17 protein-coding genes and 1 pseudogene are annotated in these 16,933 nt (G+C 61.1%); 12 read left to right on the top strand and 6 right to left on the bottom strand.

What is annotated here, in order from left to right:
- The first annotated feature begins 262 nt into the window (after positions 1–262).
- The 4 genes from ACFEMD_RS06445 (at position 263) to ACFEMD_RS06430 (ending at position 1,326) form a co-directional block, all read left to right on the top strand.
- Positions 263–394: a hypothetical protein gene (locus ACFEMD_RS06445; protein ID WP_394740154.1), complete on the top strand. Its 132-nt coding sequence runs from the start codon at positions 263–265 to the stop codon at positions 392–394.
- Between the two features lie 41 nt (positions 395–435).
- Complete coding sequence (locus tag ACFEMD_RS06440; RefSeq protein WP_394740153.1) at positions 436–756, top strand: DUF7344 domain-containing protein; 321 nt, start codon at positions 436–438, stop codon at positions 754–756.
- 139 nt (positions 757–895) lie between these two features.
- A complete protein-coding gene (locus ACFEMD_RS06435; protein ID WP_394740152.1) occupies positions 896–1,153 on the top strand; it encodes a hypothetical protein in 258 nt (85 codons plus the stop codon).
- Positions 1,150–1,326 (top strand): hypothetical protein, encoded by a 177-nt coding sequence (locus ACFEMD_RS06430; RefSeq protein ID WP_394740151.1) that lies wholly within the window; start codon positions 1,150–1,152, stop codon positions 1,324–1,326. Before ACFEMD_RS06435 ends, ACFEMD_RS06430 begins: the two co-directional genes overlap by 4 nt.
- A gap of 174 nt (positions 1,327–1,500) precedes the next feature.
- Here ACFEMD_RS06430 and aglM read toward each other — a convergent pair whose 3' ends face one another.
- Positions 1,501–2,787 (bottom strand): UDP-glucose 6-dehydrogenase AglM, encoded by a 1,287-nt coding sequence (gene aglM, locus ACFEMD_RS06425; protein WP_394740149.1) that lies wholly within the window; start codon positions 2,785–2,787, stop codon positions 1,501–1,503.
- A 510-nt stretch (positions 2,788–3,297) separates the two neighbouring features.
- Positions 3,298–4,338: a hypothetical protein gene (locus ACFEMD_RS06420; protein WP_394740148.1), complete on the bottom strand. Its 1,041-nt coding sequence runs from the start codon at positions 4,336–4,338 to the stop codon at positions 3,298–3,300.
- 231 nt (positions 4,339–4,569) lie between these two features.
- Here ACFEMD_RS06420 and ACFEMD_RS06415 point away from each other — a divergent pair, with 231 nt between their 5' ends.
- Positions 4,570–4,824, top strand: coding sequence for a MarR family transcriptional regulator (locus tag ACFEMD_RS06415; protein WP_394740146.1), 255 nt, complete (start codon positions 4,570–4,572; stop codon positions 4,822–4,824).
- Between the two features lie 204 nt (positions 4,825–5,028).
- Here the strand turns inward: ACFEMD_RS06415 and ACFEMD_RS06410 are convergent, their stop codons facing one another.
- The gene (locus tag ACFEMD_RS06410) at positions 5,029–5,172 is read right to left on the bottom strand and encodes a hypothetical protein (protein WP_394740145.1); all 144 of its coding nucleotides are present in this window, start codon (positions 5,170–5,172) and stop codon (positions 5,029–5,031) included.
- Between the two features lie 171 nt (positions 5,173–5,343).
- On the opposite strand from ACFEMD_RS06410, the gene ACFEMD_RS06405 reads away from it, so the two are divergent.
- From ACFEMD_RS06405 to ACFEMD_RS06395, 3 genes are all read left to right on the top strand, one after another.
- Positions 5,344–6,564 (top strand): Cdc6/Cdc18 family protein, encoded by a 1,221-nt coding sequence (locus tag ACFEMD_RS06405; RefSeq protein ID WP_394740144.1) that lies wholly within the window; start codon positions 5,344–5,346, stop codon positions 6,562–6,564.
- 274 nt (positions 6,565–6,838) lie between these two features.
- Entirely contained in the window at positions 6,839–7,108 is a 270-nt protein-coding gene (locus ACFEMD_RS06400; RefSeq protein ID WP_394740143.1) for a hypothetical protein, read from the top strand.
- Positions 7,109–7,159: 51 nt separating this feature from the next.
- Complete coding sequence (locus ACFEMD_RS06395; protein ID WP_394740141.1) at positions 7,160–7,834, top strand: hypothetical protein; 675 nt, start codon at positions 7,160–7,162, stop codon at positions 7,832–7,834.
- A gap of 38 nt (positions 7,835–7,872) precedes the next feature.
- Here ACFEMD_RS06395 and ACFEMD_RS06390 read toward each other — a convergent pair.
- Positions 7,873–8,009: pseudogene (locus ACFEMD_RS06390) on the bottom strand (IS6 family transposase); the annotation flags it as partial.
- Between the two features lie 636 nt (positions 8,010–8,645).
- Positions 8,646–9,626 (bottom strand): TackOD1 domain-containing metal-binding protein, encoded by a 981-nt coding sequence (locus tag ACFEMD_RS06385; protein ID WP_394740139.1) that lies wholly within the window; start codon positions 9,624–9,626, stop codon positions 8,646–8,648.
- A 709-nt stretch (positions 9,627–10,335) separates the two neighbouring features.
- Between ACFEMD_RS06385 and ACFEMD_RS06380 the strand changes: the two genes are divergently transcribed.
- The 3 genes from ACFEMD_RS06380 to ACFEMD_RS06370 all read left to right on the top strand — a co-directional run bounded on the left by ACFEMD_RS06380 (position 10,336) and on the right by ACFEMD_RS06370 (position 14,627).
- Entirely contained in the window at positions 10,336–11,565 is a 1,230-nt protein-coding gene (locus ACFEMD_RS06380) for an outer membrane protein assembly factor BamB family protein (protein WP_394740138.1), read from the top strand.
- A gap of 181 nt (positions 11,566–11,746) precedes the next feature.
- Positions 11,747–13,168, top strand: a complete 1,422-nt coding sequence (locus tag ACFEMD_RS06375) for an O-antigen ligase family protein (RefSeq protein WP_394740137.1) — start codon at positions 11,747–11,749, stop codon at positions 13,166–13,168.
- A gap of 154 nt (positions 13,169–13,322) precedes the next feature.
- A complete protein-coding gene (locus tag ACFEMD_RS06370) occupies positions 13,323–14,627 on the top strand; it encodes an acyl-CoA thioester hydrolase/BAAT C-terminal domain-containing protein (RefSeq protein ID WP_394740136.1) in 1,305 nt (434 codons plus the stop codon).
- A 118-nt stretch (positions 14,628–14,745) separates the two neighbouring features.
- Here the strand turns inward: ACFEMD_RS06370 and ACFEMD_RS06365 are convergent, their stop codons facing one another.
- Positions 14,746–14,946: a DUF7835 family putative zinc beta-ribbon protein gene (locus ACFEMD_RS06365; protein WP_394740134.1), complete on the bottom strand. Its 201-nt coding sequence runs from the start codon at positions 14,944–14,946 to the stop codon at positions 14,746–14,748.
- 553 nt (positions 14,947–15,499) lie between these two features.
- On the opposite strand from ACFEMD_RS06365, the gene ACFEMD_RS06360 reads away from it, so the two are divergent.
- Entirely contained in the window at positions 15,500–16,852 is a 1,353-nt protein-coding gene (locus ACFEMD_RS06360) for a polysaccharide deacetylase family protein (protein WP_394740132.1), read from the top strand.
- Positions 16,853–16,933: the final 81 nt, after the last annotated feature.

Genomic DNA, 16,933 nt, shown 5'->3' with positions numbered 1-16,933 from the left:
TTAGGTCTGGTGGTGATGGTCACCGCTCCGAGGAGCGCCCGCCGCACGCTGCAGCAGGTGTCGACACACAGGGGTCGTGGAGTCCCTCGGGGAATCCGGTTCGGTGCCACCTGAACCTCGAGAACGGTTCGGCTCGTCGATCCAGACCGGGAGTCCGTCGCAGCCGCGGATCGGCCCGTTCTGCGAACCGCTGTACTCGTCGTGGTTCGGACACGGACACACGTAGTTCCGCTGGAGACGAGCGGAAGCGAGGAGTTCGCCGATGCCACCGTCCCTTCGAGCGCCTGGTTGCGGACACGACCCCTCCGAGACGAACCGACACGGCCGACTGGTCGGCGCTGTGGTGGCGGACCTGATCGCGAGCTGGATCGTCTCGCTGACGGGTCCCACGTGATTTGGAGCGGGCCTTTTGGCCGCGTTGTCCCCAGGACGGGTATGGACACCCACGAGGCGTTCGCCATCCTGGCTGACACGGACCGCCAGCACATCGTCACGGAGCTGCTCGAGAACGATGGCCGCTCCACGGTGGGCATCCTGGCCGACCAGCTCGCCGCTCGCCGGCGAAACCACGCCGACGAACTCGAGCGCGAGCGCGCCGAGCTTCGGCTGCTCCACAACCACCTCCCGCGGCTGGCCGACCACGGCGTCCTCGCGTACGACCGCGCGAGCGGCGAGGTCGTCCTGAAGGAGGTCTCCGACCTCGAGCCGTATCTGACCGACCCGACGCGAAAGCGGACGATCCCGCTCGATTCGTAGGCGACGAGTTCGGGTGCGGCGATCGAGATGTGCCGTGGGTCGCGAGGGGCTGGGGCCCCTCCTCGAGCTATCACGTCGCATCCGGCTCTACCGGTGCACAGGGCTTTGTAGCTCAGCGTCGTTCGGGGCGACCACCGTGATGGATTCCAGCTGGGTCACGCGCCCGGTACTCCGCGTCCGGAGCGCGTTCCGGGTGGCGTTCACCGAGGATCACCCACCGCAGTGGATCGCGAGCAGCTTCGCCCTCGGGATCTTCGTCACGGCGCTTCCGACCCTCGGCGCCGGGCTGCCGGTGCTCGCGTGGGCCAGCCAGCGGTTCGTCTGGGCCAACAAGGTCGCGTTCGTCGCCGCCGTCGCCTACCGGACCGCACACGCCGTTCGTCGGAACCGGTCGTGACGCTCGACGCGTATCGGAGCCGCGAGCAGGGGGCCGACGATCGCCTCGAGTCGGTCGCCAGCGACCTGGGCTGCGAACCCAAACGCGACCGCCGACGCAGCCGGCGCTTCCCCGCTCGAGTCGACTCCCACGACCCGCTCGAGGGGGCGGTTCGTTCGAAAGGCGGGGCGTAGCTGGCCGCGCTGGTAGGTGGTCTCGAGGAGAGAGAAGTGGTTGGGGAGTGGGACACTCCGAAAGCTCTCTTCAGTCCCGCTCGCGGCGGACCGATCGGGACGCGGTCGATAGCGGCTGCGAAAACGCGTCGATCTCGTGGCAGTCGAACGTCGTGAGTCGGTCTCGAGGGTGGGTTACCAGGTCAGCCCTTCGTAGGTGAGGCCGTCGCGTCGCTGAATGATTCTGCGTCCGTCGACGACGACGGGGTCGGCCATCGCGTCGAACGCCTCGTCGAGGGCGGCGAACTCGTCCCAGTCGGTGACGACGACGGCGCCGTCGGCGCCCTCGAGGGCGTCGGCCGCCGAGGCGGCGTACTCGAGCTCGGGGAACCGCTCGCGCATGTTGTCGGCGGCGACGGGGTCGTAGGCGACGACCTCGGCGCCGCGCTGCTGGAGTTTTTCGATAGTCGGGATGGCCCGCGAGTTCCGGATGTCGTCGGTCTGTGGTTTGAACGCAAGGCCGAGAACGGCGATGCGGGCGTCGGCGAGGTCGACGTGGTCCTCGAGGAGGGCGAGCAGGCGATCGGGCTGTTGGTCGTTGACCTCGACGGTCGCCTCGAGGAGCGCGGGGTCGTAGTCCGCGTCTCGGGCGGCCGCGATGATCGCGTTGACGTCCTTCGGGAAACAGGAGCCGCCCCAGCCGACGCCGCTGCGAAGGAACTGCTCGGAGATGCGGTCGTCGAGGCCGACGGCGTCCATCACCTCGTAGGCGTCGAGCCCGAACTCCTTGCAGATGTTTCCGAGGTCGTTGACGAGGCTGATCTTCGAGGCGAGGAAGGCGTTGTTGGCGTACTTGATCATCGACGCCGTCGCGGGATCGGTCTCGACGATATCGGCCTCGTGTTCCTCGAGCAGCGGGGCGAACACCTCGTGGAGTCGTTCCGTCGCCCACTCGGAGTTGGTTCCGTAGACGACCTTGTCCGGGTGCATGAAGTCCTCGACGGCGGTCCCCTCGCGGAGGAACTCGGGGTTCATCCCGACCTCGACGTTGGGGTTGTCGCTGGCGCCTCGCTTGATCGCCGGCTCGAGGGTTCGTTCGATACTCGTCGGCGTGACGGTGCTCTTGATCACGACGAGGTGACGCTCGGACTTATCGGCGAGGGCCTCGCCCGTGGCCTCGGCGGCCGCTTCTAACGCTGTGAGGTCGATGCTGCCGTCCTCGTTCGAGGGGGTGCCGATCGCGAGGAACGTAACGTCGGATTCGGGCACCGCGTCGTAGGACGTGGTGGCCTCGAGTCGGTCGCCGGCGTGTTTTTCGAGGAGCTCCTCGAGGCCGGGTTCGTCGATCGGGGCCGTGCCCTCGTTGAGCGCGTCGACGACGGCCTCGTCGATGTCGATCGCCGTGACCTCGTGGCCCAGGTCGGCAAAGCAGGCGGCGACGGTCGTTCCGACGTAGCCGCTGCCGATAACGGAGATGTGCATGGGTTGATTGCCCGCGCGAATCTGTAAGAACGTTCTGGTACCGGGTTGCTCGCAGGGGTCGTCTCGAGTGCGCTCGAGGGAGCGTCGAGTCCTGGCTCGAGGGGGTGTCGTCTCGAGTGCGGGATCGACGACTCGTCGGTCCGCGAACACCTCGAAAGCCCCTTTCAGTCCCACCCGCGGTGGGTTGGCGGTCGGGGCGTCTCGAGGGCAGCGGGCGTCCTCGAGGAACACCCGTTCGGCGATCCGGTTGGCACTGGAGGGAGAGTAGAACGAACGACGAGTCGACCTGCAACGCGTGTGGGGGCGGTCGTCCGGTGACAGCTGGTGTCCTCGGACGGCCCAGTCGGGGCCGTCTCGAGCTCGGACCGACGACGACCGATCGAGGACGGTCCTACGGCTACTCGTCCAGTCGTTCACGGCGGCCGTGTCGCGGTGGTGGTGCGTTGGGAGCGGGTGTGTGCTCGCTCGAGCGTGTGCGTTCGGTGGTGCGGGTGTGTTCTCGAGGTGGGTTCAGGTTTCTCCGTGGACGTCGGCCGTCTCCGGCGTCGGTGTCGTGGCGGGGTCGCCGGGGACGTCGGCGTCGGTCGGCAACACGAGCCGTCGTTCGGTGTAGGAAAGGCCGTTCTTGCGCTGGGAGGTTCTGTGGACCGCGAGGCGATTCTTGGAGAGCTCGAGGACCGCGTCGATCGTCCTCGAGACGAGCTTTTTGGCGTAGCTGTCGCTGATGCCGTTTTCCTGCCGGCGGATCCAGTGTTTCAGGTCGCTCGCGGCGACGTAGGCTTGGACGTTCTTGCAGCCGTCCGTCCAGGGATCGTCGCCGACCGTCGAGTCGGTGCGGGCCTTCCAGAGCTTCGCGGCCAGTCTGGTCGGGAGGGCGTTGGTCGTCGATCGGCGCATGTCCTCGTCCAGTCGGGCGAGTTGCTGGATCGGGAGCAGGTCGCCGTGGGCGAGCGTGGTGTCGGTCCGCTCGAGGGGGTCCTCGGCGTCGGGGAGTCTGTAGTAGGGTCCGTCGGTCTTGGTGAACCGCTCGAGGTGGGCTTGTTGTAGGTGTAGGTCGTGGGGGTTGACGTTGGACTCGCGGAGGTGGGCGCCCTTTTCTAGCTCGCGGGCCTGGAGCTCCTCGATTCTTTGTTTGTTGGCTCCGGTTCGGTTTCCGATGGCTTCGGTGAGCGCTTTGACGTTGTCGGTGGTCGTCTCGAGTTCGTTCGTGGTCGTCTCGAGGCTCTCGAGGGTGGTGTCGTGGGCCTCGAGTTGGTTCGTGGCCGTCTCGAGGGTCGAGTCGTGTGTCTCGAGGGTCGACCGCTGTTCGTCGAGCGTGGACTCGTGGCACTCGAGTTGTTCGGTGAGTTGGTCGCGTTCGGTTTCTAGTTTCTCGACGTGACGCTCGAGGTCGTCGATCTCGTTCTCGAGATTGGTTACGCGCGTCGTGAGCCGGTCGTTTTGTGCTCGGAGCTCGCGGAGTTCGGCGAGGACGTCCTCGAGGGTGTGGTCGTTTGTCGGTGCGTCCTGTCGGTCGGGAGTTTCATTAGCCCGTGAATCGTCTGTATGCATGCTTCCGTAGGTGAATACGGAGGCTCGCGCGGATTCGGTGGCCTCAACACCGATCCGCTATTCTGCGACTCTCAGTGCTCGAGAGCCGTGCGTAGCGTCCGTGGTACGAATAGGTGGCTCCCGCGACATAAATCTTGACTACGTACGTCGTGTTTTAGTTTCTACGCTCGTAGTGCTGCGTATCGGAGATAGTACTGCTTTTTCCGTGCTGCGAGCACCACAGCACCACGAATGGTAGAACGGGTTTCCTGGATGTCGCCCGTCGATTACGAGATCATGCTCTTTTTCGACGAGCACCCGATCCAGGTCTCTCCGAAAGTTCTCGCTGCGAACATCGAGTACGATCGGCAGTATCTGAGCAAGCGATGTGGGAGGTTGGTCGAGGCCGGATTGCTCGAGTCGGTCGATACTGGACTCTATCGGTTGTCTGAGTCTGGGGAGGCGTATCTGGACGGAGAGCTCGATGGGAGTGCCCTCGAGGAGTAGCGCGTTCGGAACGCAGACACTCCGAAAGCCCCTGGCGGTGTAGGCGAAGCACGCCGACATAAGCACCGCAGCGAAGCGAGGAGCGCAGCGAGGCGCGCGAGCCTACACCGCCAGCCCCTTTCATTCCCACCCGTGGTGGTTGGTCGATGAGCTGTAGTCGGTAGGTGATGGGATGGTTCGGGCAGTAGTGGTGTGGGAATCGAGCTACGATTCTCGAGTATCCTCGACGACCTCGTCGCGTCCGCGACTCGCCTTTCGGATCCAGCTCGTGTCGTGGAGCCGTCGCGGGTAGTACTCGGCGGTGTGCTTCTCGAGTTCCATCCCGTCGATCACGTAGCGGGGATTCACACGCCCCAGGGGTCGTTCTCGTCCCCGTCTGAACACCTCGAGGGCAAAGGGCCCCACTTGCTGGAGACTCGAGGACAGTATCGGTTCGAGACCGCTGGACCGACGATGTTGGGCTCCCGAACCGTTATGGGTCTCTCGCTGAGACGGGTATACACGTAGTTCTGCTGAAACATGGACAAGTACGACGACCTGTTCGACGAGACGGCGCCGGGTGAGAGCCTCTTTACCGACAAGGGCGCGCTCGATCCGCTCGCCGACGCCCGGGAGATCGTCGCCCGCGACGATCAAGAACGCGAGCTGGCGACGATTTTGAACGGTGTTCACGACGGGTATCTCCCGCCGACGGTCTCAATCTACGGCCCGCCGGGGACCGGGAAGACGCTGACGACGCGACGGGTCTGTCGGGAGTTCACCGCCAGAACCGAGTCGGTCGCCGTCGAGTACGTGAACCTAAAAGGATGTCACACGCTGTTCAGCGCCGCCAACGAGATCCTCTTTCAGCTCGCCGACGAGAAGAAGGGCGCCTACGAGGGGTTGGATGGGGTGTTCGAGGGCATCTGGGAAGCTCTCGAGGACTACCCCGCGTGGACGGTGTTGCTGTTAGACGAGATTGACCATATTCGGCAGGACACCAACTACGACCCCAGCGATTTCTTCTATCGACTGCTGCGCGGCGAGGGGAAACTGCAACGGGGGATCAACCTCTCGGTCTGGCTGGTGAGCAACGAGCTGCTCGAGGTCGATCTGCGGTTAGATAGCCGTGTCGAGAGCGCGATGAGCGACGAGGCCGTCTTCTTCTCGCCCTACTGCGAGGACGAACTCGAGGCGATTCTCGAGGCCCGCCTCGAACGAGCGTTCCGGGAGGGGGCAGTATCCGAAGCGGCGTTCGAGTACGGAGTGCGGGAGGCCGCCCGCCGGTGGGGCGATGCGCGAAAGGCGCTCACCCTGTTTCGGCAAGCCGGCGAGACCGCAAGCGAGCGCGGCCTCGAGGAAGTGACAAGGGAGTGTGTCGCGGCGAACCTCGAGGAAGCGGATCGCGAAGCGACCGTCAAGACGCTGCTCGACCTGCCGTTCAACCACTTCCTGGTGCTGATCGCGATTACCGCCCGACAACAGGGTGATGAGATCGAACAACCTGTGACTACTATACAGATTCACGAATATGTTTGTAAAGATAGTCACCCAGAGGAGTTCCATATCGGTAAACGTACAATCCGCAGTCTCATCACCGATCTTGAGACGATGGGTCTTGTCAATACCTGGATTAACTCGAAGGGACGGAGAGGACGAGTAAAGCAGATTGAGACGGCGTTTGATCCACAGTTAGTTCACGATACAGTAGACGAATATTTAAGTGAATCATCGTATCTTGCGTCCGTTATCAATCTGTAGATCTTAGAGCAAATAGACTTTCTATACGCGTTGGATCGCGACTCTGCACCAGGAACTATCGTAAGCGAGGGCTCTCATGCCGGTATCTGCGCTCTTAGTTTACTATTCGATTACTTCCGCTGTGGTTTGCAAGTTTTTATCCACACTCGCTATAATAGTTTCAGATAGATATGGAGAATCCATATTGTACGATATCTATAGCTCTCATTGAAGAATTGGCTCTGCTCGAAAAAAGTACCACTCAATCACCATTGCTTTCGATAGATGGGTGCCTATGAGTGCTGAGTTTGGGGATACGAACGATCAAAGTGACCGTGAGGAGATTCTCTCCTTCCTCTTTGCACAAATTGAATTCACTCACGAACATCTTGAAGAAATGGATCTAGATTCGAGAGAGGACGAGGAACTTGCTATCAAGTGGATGCGCACACTTGGATCACTTTCCGGACAATATCGGCTGCTGACAAAAGACAAGGATATTGACGAAATGCAAGATGAACTGGATTTTCTTCAGTTAGCTGAAGAGGCTCAATCTAATGATTAATCAACGACTCGTGCAGGTACGCTCACAGACCAACTCCGAACGAGGTGCCAAATGACAAAGCGTCAGATCAAACGGCAGTTGGAAAAGTACCGTGAAAATCTCACAACACTCTCTCCTGAAGAGCGCCTCGAAGTGTTCTTGAAGGCAGCGAACGAGAGTAACGAAGGGTGGATGGAGTTGCTCCAAGAGTCTACTCCTCGGGACGATCACTCGGCGTATACTAAGCGCGGTTGGATCGCGTTGCAGTTCCGCTTACATGCACTCTATGAGCTCCATACCTGTCTCTTAGAGTACCAGTTGGAGAAGATGATGCAGCAAGCGGTGCGAATAAACGAGCTATCCGCCGAGGAAGCAATCAGTGAAGCGTCTTTCGAGCAATCCTGTGAGTATACCGAGCAAATCAATCTTCTCTTTGTCGAATTACATACGCAGTATCATGCCTACGACCGATTTGCCAAAGATATTTTTGGAGTCAATATCAAAACATGGTTTGGTTCACATCCGAACGGGCCGTCTGTTGGAGAAACTATTGACGAGATCCTTGCGGACCCTACACGGCGCAAACTCGCGACAGAGGAACTGAACAACTCCAAAACTGAGCCAGAAGGTGATGACTGGACAACGCTTGATGAGGTCACAACGACCCGTTATGAACAATATGTCGACCTCTGGAACGATATTGTTGAGGACATCGGGAATGACACTTCTCCTTCGTGGGAAGTATAGTACACGACCTGCCGAGTTAGCGTCTAATTCAGGAAAGTCGTTGTTGTCTCTTGAAGCGAATGACCGGTCTGATGGAGGCGGACAGTGAACACCCTGTGGCAATCGCCGTCCGTTCGTTCTCCCAAGATTCTTCTAAATTCGCGTTGTTGCTCTTGCTGAGCAGGTTTACGAGCATTAGTGGAAATCAATTCAACGACTTGCTCTTTTCAAACTGATTCAATTAGACAGTGCTTCTATTGAGCACCAGTCGTCGATAAGAAGTAATTCGGTATTCACTCAAAACGAGGCCTTAAACTCAGTTGCTAAAACTCGCCAAATACGTTGCAGCACTGAACACGAGATCTCTGTCAACGACATGACGTAGGTGCAGTGTCAACGTGCCTATACCACACTCTATCAGTCTATCTCCCAACACTTGATCAAGCAGGAGTTATCCGATTCGATTCGACCATAGGGCTTGCGGAGCCAACTGAACAGTTAGATGTCTTCCCTTGGTATCTCGGGATTCCTCCTAGTCAAGTGAACAGTGCTCGGTTCTGGTACGGTAGCTTCTGACAAGCAAAAGGTCAGTAACTGGTATTTCGCTTCCGCTGGCCTCAGTGCGATACTGTTGTTAATTGCCACACTCAGGCTGATGTCAATTCCGGAAAGATTTTTGTCGATCTTACCATCGCCCTATTTACAATAGCGAATGTTGCTGTAAGGTAGTAGCATAGGACATGACTGAGTTTCGTGTCTTGCTGCGCGATACTGTTCCTTCAAATGAAAAAAGCAAGCTGAATGTCACGAGGGTCGACTCCGAGGTAGTTCGCTATCGGCTAGGAATCTCGAGCACCGCACTCAGGCGTTGGAAGAGACCGCTTTCGTGGGCACGCGCGTTCTCGACGGTCTCGTACTCAGCCTCGAGCGTCCCCTCCCCGTCCCCGTCGAACGCGAGCACCGTCAACTCGGTCTCTTCGGCCCGCGTCGCGACGTCGGTTTCGACGGCTCCCGACGTCGTAATCACGACCGGGAGAGCATCGAGCGACTCGTTTGCGAACGCACAGAACCTGTCAACGTCGTCGATCGCCGGCGTCTCGTGGATCGAGACGACTCGTTGCTCACCCATCAACTCGTCTCGAGCCAGAAGGTGGACCGGTTGGGACGTTCCCCCATCGGTCACCGTCGTGTCGACCTCCGTCGTAAACCGTCGTTCCTCGAGTGTCTCCCTGGCGGTCTGTCGGGCCCGTTTCTGCCGGTCGAGCCACTGCCTGCCGCTATCGGTGAGGCTGTAGCGGTACAGCACGCGCTCGATCGCCTCCAGCGGCGGGAGATGGTTCGTACACTCCCGGCACCGCAGTCGGTCATCGGGCGTTTGGAACCGCTCGGAACACGCCTTACAGACGTATTGGTGTTTCTTCTCGATATCGACTGATTTGAGGTCCTGTTCACACTCGGGACAGCGGTAGCCGTCGTCGGTCTCGAACTCCGACTCCTGTCCCGTATGTCCACAGCTGTGTTCGACCAACGAGGTCTGGACCGCGTGGGGATCCTTACAGGCCGGACAGGCGGTCGTATACTGGAGCCCCTCGGTCGCACAGTCCGGACAGACGTACACCTTCGTAATGAACTCGTCTGCCAGCACGCCACGGGCGGTAAACCGCTCGAGGACGGCCACCGGTTCGTCGTCGGTTGCATCGAGACACTGGTCTGCGTCGTTGTAGCTCACGGCGCCGTCGTCGGCGATCTCTGGTTCGAACGCCTCAGTGCTGGTCAGTCGTTCGATCAGACGAAGTTCTCCTGGTGAAGCCATCGGTTGAGGTAACTCTCTACTGAACCAGCATATATTTTTCTTCTTAGATATAAGCTACAAATTACAGTCTGCCGATAGTCATGGAGGACCCGTTCCGACGCTATCTCCCAAAAATATTCGGCACACGCCTCGGGAACCGGCCGACGGTCACTCGGACGACCCGCGTGGATGAAGCTCTCTTTCCAGAATAAATCTACTCTAAGCTATACTATCAATAGAAAAATATTAATACTCCTACGATAATACTTCATACGGCTGGAGGACACAGCGTGCCCTCTCTCCGGCACACCCGTTCACCCCCCAACGAGCTGACCACCTCCGGCCATTCCCATTATGGTATAGCTGCTGACTCGTACATATCTGGGTGGTCCGCTCTCAGTAGCGCTGTCTGCGGAGACACACACTGGCCTTCCAGGTGTTATTGGTTACCGGCCCGTTCTAGACCGAGGGTGTCGGTTCCCGCTGCGGTGTCCCTCTTGCAAAACGATTCGCTCAATCGTCCCCGAAACCCGAAGTGGAGACTCGCCAATCTACCGACATCGGGAGCTTTTGGGAGCCGTTTTCGGCACAGCCGTGCCACGGCTGGTTCCGTTCAGCGTGGACCGTTCTAAATATCGACTTCTTCTTAGAATCAGTTTTAGCTGACGACCAGACACAAGTATTATGTAATTGTTAGAGAAACAGATACTCAGTAGGTGTCAAACAGGAGATGGCAGACTGGCAACGTCGATCGGTACTGGCGACAGGTGCAACGCTTACGGCTGGTGGGCTTCTTGCCTCGCTTGGGAGCGGGACAGACTCAACGGAGAAAACGCCGCTCGCGGAGCCCGAGGGGTGGTCATCCTACGCCGGGAACACGGGAAATACCCGGTTTGTCGCCGCGAACGACGGGTTCGAGGAACCGGATCTCATCGACTGGCAGTACGGCGAAACCGGGGACGCAGTCGCAACCAACGAGATGGTCTATCTCCGAACGGGAACGGGCGTTCACGGGCTTGATGCGACAACCGGGGAGCGTCGATGGACCTGTGAACGGATCGAGGCCGCAGGAACGCCCGCGGTCGCCGACGGGACCGTGTTCGTTGCCGGCTCCCGGCTCACCGCGATCGACGCCGACAGCGGGGACGTCAAGTGGAGCAAACAACTCGACGACGAGGTTGCGACGTCGGCGCCGGTCGCTGCGTTTGATTCGGCCTATCTCACCGTCGACGGCACGCTTTATGCCTTCGCAGCGGACGATGGCTCACTTCGGTGGACGTGCGAGACCGTCCGAGTCACGCCGGAACATACCGATGACTCAGATACCGTCAGCTACGTGTTCAGCACGCAGCCCTCCACGATCGCCGCGATCGACGGCTCGGTGATCGCACTGCTCGACGGCCGCCGGAGCGAGAAGTCGATCGACGCTGACGCTGTCGCGGCGTTCGACCCACTGTCGGGGACGACCCAGCGTTCGGCTCAGCTTCGAGCCGGCGACTTCGGAAACGGGCTTGCGGCGACCGACGAGGCGCTGCTTATCGAGAACAGCGGAGAAGAAGGCGTTACCAGCCTCGACGATACGAAAGAGCGCGAGGGGTTTATCTCCGATGCGCTGACGACCGCAGCCGTCGGCGACCGGACCGTCACCCGTGGCCGGTACGAACTCAAGATGACGGGCCCCGAGTCGGAGTGGTGTAAGAACGGATCGCACGCGTACGGTCCGCCAGCGATCATCGACGACACGGTCGTCGTCGCCCACAGCAACCCTGGCTCGTCGAGTCCCGACGAGGTCGTCGGCTACTGTCTCGAGGACGGCCACGAGGAGTGGTGTTTCACCTTCGATGAGACCGAGTGGTCCGATGGGTTCAACGAGGAGTGTCTCGTCACTGAGGACGCGGTCTACGTCGACCGTAACGGAGGGCTGACAGCGCTTTGCCCGCGTGGCAAGCGCTCCCAGTAGGACAGCCCACTGATTCCGGATCACACCGCGATCGCCCCGATAGCGTGTGCGGCCAACAGCGCTGTGGCGTCCGATCTCCGTCGACGCTACCCGGCTCGTGTCTGGGGTGGGGCGGTGACTCCCGATAGCTCGTTCGGTGGCCAAAGGAAACCTTTACCCAAGACTTCTGACTAGTACATTCATGGGAACGGTCACACGGAGACCAGGGACGTCGCAGGGGCGCCACCGGAGCGTAAGCCGGCTCGTAGCCGGCGTGATTTATGGGCTGTTCGGGCTGTATCTGGGGCTCGTAATCGTCGCGTACGCGACCGACCTGGTGTTGGCGTGGCAGCTCGCGGCGGTTGCCGTCCTGCTGGGGGCGGTGCTTGGTGTTCGTCTTGCCGTCGACCGCTATCGGGACTCGGAGCACCGCCAGGCTGCACTCCTGTCGGTGCTCGGCTTTGCCTTGGCCGTGTTCGCCATGATCTACCAGAGCAGTTCGCCCGGTCTCGGCCTCGGGCCAAGCCGGCCGCTTGCGATCACCGTCGTCTTCGTGCTGTTTCTGTCGTTCCTGTTGGCTGTAACTGGCCCCCGCCGGTATACGCCGGTCCAGTGGGGCGCTATCGGCTGTTTTATGACGCTTTCGATGCTTTATCTCGTCCATACGCTCGCGTTCGACCCCTCGAGCTCGCAGTCTCGCTGGCCGATCTGGGCTCTATTCGTCATGGGGACGAATCTGCTGGTCGTTCCACGGCTCGTCCCCAGACGGGTGTTCTTCTGGCTGCTGTCCACTCTGGGTTCACTCGTTGTCCTCCTCGGGCTGGCCACCTACGGGATAGGGGAGTACGCTGTGTGGATCTTCGAGGTCCGCCAGTGGTCGAGCACGCCGCCGATTCCCGGTGTCGACACGACGCTCCAGTCGGTATTCCCGAATCCGAACGGCTTCGGGCTGTTGTCGTTTGCCGGGTTCGTCGCAGCAGTCGTCGAGTTCCACCGGTCCCTTGTCGCCCGGCGACCTCTGGGAGCGGGACTGGCGATCGTCGCCGGAAGCCTCTGTGGACTCGGTGTCTTGCTCTCGAACGCCCGGGCTTCGATACTTGCCGCGATGGTCGTCGTCGTGGTCTATGCGGGATACGTCCTCGGTGGACGCCGTCTCGGGGCGCTTACGCTCGCCTCGACCGTCTTTGGCGTGGTCGCCGTGCTTGCGGGGATGGCCGTCGGCCTCATCGATATCTCCTCGGCGAACCGGTTCGAGCTCTGGTCGGCGAGCCTGCAGGCGATCCGTGACGGGCCGTTGCTGATCGGCCACGGCGGTGGCCCAGCCAGCGTTGTGATCGAGCCCTATCTCGCAACCGAGACGGCACCGTCGCCGCACAACTCCTATCTGTCGGTCGTGATCCAGACCGGCCTCGTTGGCGGGCTCGCCTATATAGGCCTCCTCGGCGGCAGCATCGTCGCCGGAATGCTCGACACTGGCGAACTCGACGCTGCGATGCTCGCGTTCGTGACCGGCTGGGCGATCCACCAGCTGTTCGAGTCGTACACGATGTTTCACTGGTCGCTGGGCTCGGTGGTGGTTACCCTCTCGGTCGGGTACCTGCTGTTCGGGGAGCGAGCGAGCTAGTCGAGTTTTACAAGTCCGCAGATGCTGTCTATTTTCGAGTATGATAGTGGTTCAAAAAGTCCTTATACCGTCGCCGGTACGAACGAATCGATGACGGATCTGTGATTCGATGCCCAGCGACGGATCACCGGCGACCGGCAGGGAATCGCGGCGTGTGCGCTCGCGGCGCCAGGTGCTGGCGCTGCTAGGTGGGACAGCCAGCGTTGCGCTCACCGGGGGGACGCTGGCTCCCGAGGAGTCGCTGGCGGTCGATCACCCGGCGCCGGTTCGCGTCGACGAACCGATCGAGCTGACGCTCCATGGCGTCCCCGTGGGATCGGAACTCGAGGTCGTCCTCGACGGCGAGTACACGACCGGCGAGACGTTCGGCGCCACCGTCACCGTCGAAGCCCAGACGTCGACGCTGTCGCTGAACGAGGCGCCGATCGTCGGCGGCGACGTCCCCGCGGGGCTCGACGTTCCAACCACGGGGGCCCTGATCCAGTTCGCCGACATCCCGTGGGCGGCGTACGCCGGCGAGACTGTCGACCCGGAGCGGTGGCCCCCCGAGACCAGCATGACCTACCATCTCGTAGCCGACGACCGATCGATCGGTGCGTTGACCCTCTCCCGAGAGCGTCCCGTTACGAACGTCGTTGAACCCGCGGGCGACCTCGTCGGCCGGGTCTTCGAACCCTCGAGCGGTGGACCCGGACCTGGCGTGCTCGTCCTCCACGGCGCGGACGGCACACCCCAGGAACACGTCGCCGCACTACTAGCCAGACACGGGTTTACGGCGTTTGCCCTCGAGTACGTCGGCGGCCCGGGACTCCCGGAGGCGGTCGTCGAGGTCCCGATGGCGTACGTCAAGGCCGCGATCGACTGGCTGCGCGACCGCGAACGGGTCACCGGCGACCGGATCGGGATTTGGGGGATCGGGCGGGGTGGTGAGCTCGGACTGTTCGCGGGCAGTCTGTACGATGGGGTTGGGGCGGTCGTCTCGGTCGGCGGCAGCGGAATCCTCTGGGAGGGTGGGGCGGTGCGTGGTCGCCCAACGGGGACCGCTGCCTGGGCGGTCGACGATAGCTCGCGGTCGTATCTTTCAGTGGCGACGGGAGAGGGTGCGGACCGCCCGACGCGTTACGCTGAGGCGCTCGGGGCTGCCGGCGAGCTCGAGACCGAGACTGCAACGATCCCGGTCGAACGGATCGATGGACCGGTGTTGCTCGTCTCGGGCGACGATGACGGGGTCTGGCCCAGCGCGCGCCTTCACGCCCTCGCAGCCGACCGCCTCGCGGCACGCGGCCACCCCTCGTTCGACCACCTCCGGTACGCCGACGCGGGCCGACAGATCCTGCAGCCCTACCTCCCTCTTCGAGGGACAACAGGGCCAACGTACGGCGGCACCCTCGCTGGCAACGCCGAGGCTGCACACGCCCACTGGCCGCGTGTCCTCGGGGCGCTCTCGACACTCCCGTAGCCACCCGCTGGTGGAACGAGCTCCCTGGGAATGCTGTGTTCACGACGAACGTCGTGGATCTTGTGTTTGCCCCGTATAGACGCGGGCAGGTCACGACCGAGTGCCGTCAGTGGATCGGTCAGGCGTTGTTCATCCGTTGGCTCTCTCGTGCGTTACACTCTTGGCACTCGCTGACGCGGTACGGTTCTCGAGAAAACGCCGTATTCCGCTGTTTTGTGCTCTCAGTGCGGATCTGGATGGACACACTGTGGAGCGTCTCACGGTCACACCGCATACAGTACTCTGTCAGCCCATCGAAAGGGTGATCCGTTGTTGCCATTGTCGATAGCTTTCGGCCGAACAAATATGAGTGTTTCTTTAGGACACAGATATCTATAATTGAACCATCGTATACGAACCAGGATGAGATGCAGCGGAAACAAATCTCGGTTAGGGAGGTCCCGTCCGTTCCCACCTGGTCGATAGATTCTTCCGATAAATAGCGTTCAGGATACGTCTGTAAGTACAAGATTAATATTCGTTTCTTACAAAAGTTATTAGTGTAAGAGCGAGTAGAGTGTATACTGTCGGGGTGTCGGTGCCTGTTCAGGCGATCCGCCCCCGACTACCCTGTCAGGTAGGTCCGAAAGCGAGGGATTGCGGTCGATCCCTCGCCCTCGGGCACCAACACTGCGACAGGCGTGTCGACTCGACGACACCGGGCTCCGGTCGGACTTCCACTCGTGAGGAGTGGACACGCCTGCAGCAGAACTCCGACCGGCGACGGTCGGGTTCTCGATGGTCGTTCTCTCCCGGTTGCTCAAGGACACACTCTTTCAATCTTCATTCTGATTCCAAAATACTAAAATAATACATCTCCTAACACCTATCCAATGGTGGAACGTTCGCGGTTCCGACGACAGTTTCTGGCAGCGTCCGGTGCGACAATGGGGATGGCTCTGGCCGGTTGTATGGATCAGATCAGTTCCGGCTCTTCGGACGACGAGGGCAACGAGTCGTCGAACGAGACCGACGGGGGGGAGACTGAGACCGAAGACGCCGAGAGTGCGGACTCCGACGACGTCGACTCGCCCGAACTTACCGTCGAGACGGAGTACAACAGCCGCGAGGAGTACCGACAGCCCGGCGAGGCGTTCGTCGACTTCGAGAACCTCGAGGAGTGGGAGCTACTGGAGGGCTCGGGTGACGCCGAGACGGACGTCGTCTTCGAGGGGAGCCAGAGCCTGCGGCTGACCGCCGAGGACGAGGACAACGCCGTCGTGGCGACGGAGTTCGAGGCGACGGATCTGAGCGACCGTGACGTCTCGATGGCGGTCCGGACGACGACGCCGGCGAACATCGCCCTCGAGATCCAGCTTCGGGATATCTACGGTGGCTACGCGAGCTACATGCTGCAGTCGGTCTCCTACGGCAGCGACGAACCCGGCTGGTTCCGAACCTGCCCCGGTTTCGCCGACGAGAGCACGACCCCCGTCGAACAGGACGCGATCGACGAACTGCGTGTCGTGGTTCACAACACCGGTGACGAGGCCGAGGTCTGGGTCGATGATATTCGTACACACGAGAAGCCCGACCAGGGGTACGTCATCCTCTGTTGGGACGATGGGTTCGAGGACTTCTATGAGCCGGCGGGGCCGATCCACGACGAGTACGACGTCACCGCGGTCCAGGCGGCCGTTCGTCAGTGGACCCGCGATCAACGTGACGGCATTATGACGACCGACCAGCTCCTCGAGCGCCAGGAGGTCGGCGATCAGATCGTCGCCCACGGCACTCACACCGAGTTCGCCGACATGGAGCCCGACGAGCTGCGCGACTCCATCGAGATCGACAAGAACTGGGCGGTCCAGAACGAGTTCCAGGGCGGCCACTACCTCGTGTTCCCTCACAACAACTTCAATCGGGAGGTCCTCGAGTTGGTGTCGGACTACTACTATGCTGGTGGCTTCAACCAGGCCGGGAACGTCAACCTCACCGGCGTCACTGGCTACGATCCGCTTGTCCTCCCGCGGACGATCGGCCACGACCTCGAGATCGCGGCACAGTGTGTCGACGCCGCTGTCGCCCACCGGCAGTGTACGATCCTGAACTTCCATGCCTTCGATCAGGACAACACGATGGACGCCGACGACTACGAGGACCTGGTCCAGTATATCGCGGAGACCGACGGCGTCGAGGCCATCGACTTCGACGACCTCTGGGCAATGCGCCGAGCAGGACACTAAAACGGGGCGGCTCAGAACCGACCGAGCCGTCTCCCGACGACTACAAACACGAGGTGACGACCGTCGCTGGTGGACAGCGAC

Origin of the sequence: Natronococcus roseus (assembly GCF_043677095.1) — an archaeon.
Taxonomy (GTDB): Archaea; Halobacteriota; Halobacteria; order Halobacteriales; family Natrialbaceae; genus Natronococcus; species Natronococcus roseus.
Note: the sequence above shows the minus strand (reverse complement) of the source record. Positions and strands in the feature narration are given on the sequence as shown.

Excerpts from the sequence above, each read along its gene's own strand:
- ACFEMD_RS06445 (WP_394740154.1), top strand. The coding sequence starts at position 263 with ATGCCACCGTCCCTTCGAGCGCCTGGTTGCGGACACGACCCCTCCGAG.
- ACFEMD_RS06440 (WP_394740153.1), top strand. The coding sequence starts at position 436 with ATGGACACCCACGAGGCGTTCGCCATCCTGGCTGACACGGACCGCCAG.
- ACFEMD_RS06435 (WP_394740152.1), top strand. The coding sequence starts at position 896 with ATGGATTCCAGCTGGGTCACGCGCCCGGTACTCCGCGTCCGGAGCGCG.
- aglM (WP_394740149.1), bottom strand. The coding sequence starts at position 2,787 with ATGCACATCTCCGTTATCGGCAGCGGCTACGTCGGAACGACCGTCGCC.
- ACFEMD_RS06420 (WP_394740148.1), bottom strand. The coding sequence starts at position 4,338 with ATGCATACAGACGATTCACGGGCTAATGAAACTCCCGACCGACAGGAC.
- ACFEMD_RS06415 (WP_394740146.1), top strand. The coding sequence starts at position 4,570 with ATGGTAGAACGGGTTTCCTGGATGTCGCCCGTCGATTACGAGATCATG.
- ACFEMD_RS06405 (WP_394740144.1), top strand. The coding sequence starts at position 5,344 with ATGGACAAGTACGACGACCTGTTCGACGAGACGGCGCCGGGTGAGAGC.
- ACFEMD_RS06400 (WP_394740143.1), top strand. The coding sequence starts at position 6,839 with ATGAGTGCTGAGTTTGGGGATACGAACGATCAAAGTGACCGTGAGGAG.
- ACFEMD_RS06395 (WP_394740141.1), top strand. The coding sequence starts at position 7,160 with ATGACAAAGCGTCAGATCAAACGGCAGTTGGAAAAGTACCGTGAAAAT.
- ACFEMD_RS06385 (WP_394740139.1), bottom strand. The coding sequence starts at position 9,626 with ATGGCTTCACCAGGAGAACTTCGTCTGATCGAACGACTGACCAGCACT.
- ACFEMD_RS06380 (WP_394740138.1), top strand. The coding sequence starts at position 10,336 with ATGGCAGACTGGCAACGTCGATCGGTACTGGCGACAGGTGCAACGCTT.
- ACFEMD_RS06375 (WP_394740137.1), top strand. The coding sequence starts at position 11,747 with ATGGGAACGGTCACACGGAGACCAGGGACGTCGCAGGGGCGCCACCGG.
- ACFEMD_RS06365 (WP_394740134.1), bottom strand. The coding sequence starts at position 14,946 with ATGGCAACAACGGATCACCCTTTCGATGGGCTGACAGAGTACTGTATG.
- ACFEMD_RS06360 (WP_394740132.1), top strand. The coding sequence starts at position 15,500 with ATGGTGGAACGTTCGCGGTTCCGACGACAGTTTCTGGCAGCGTCCGGT.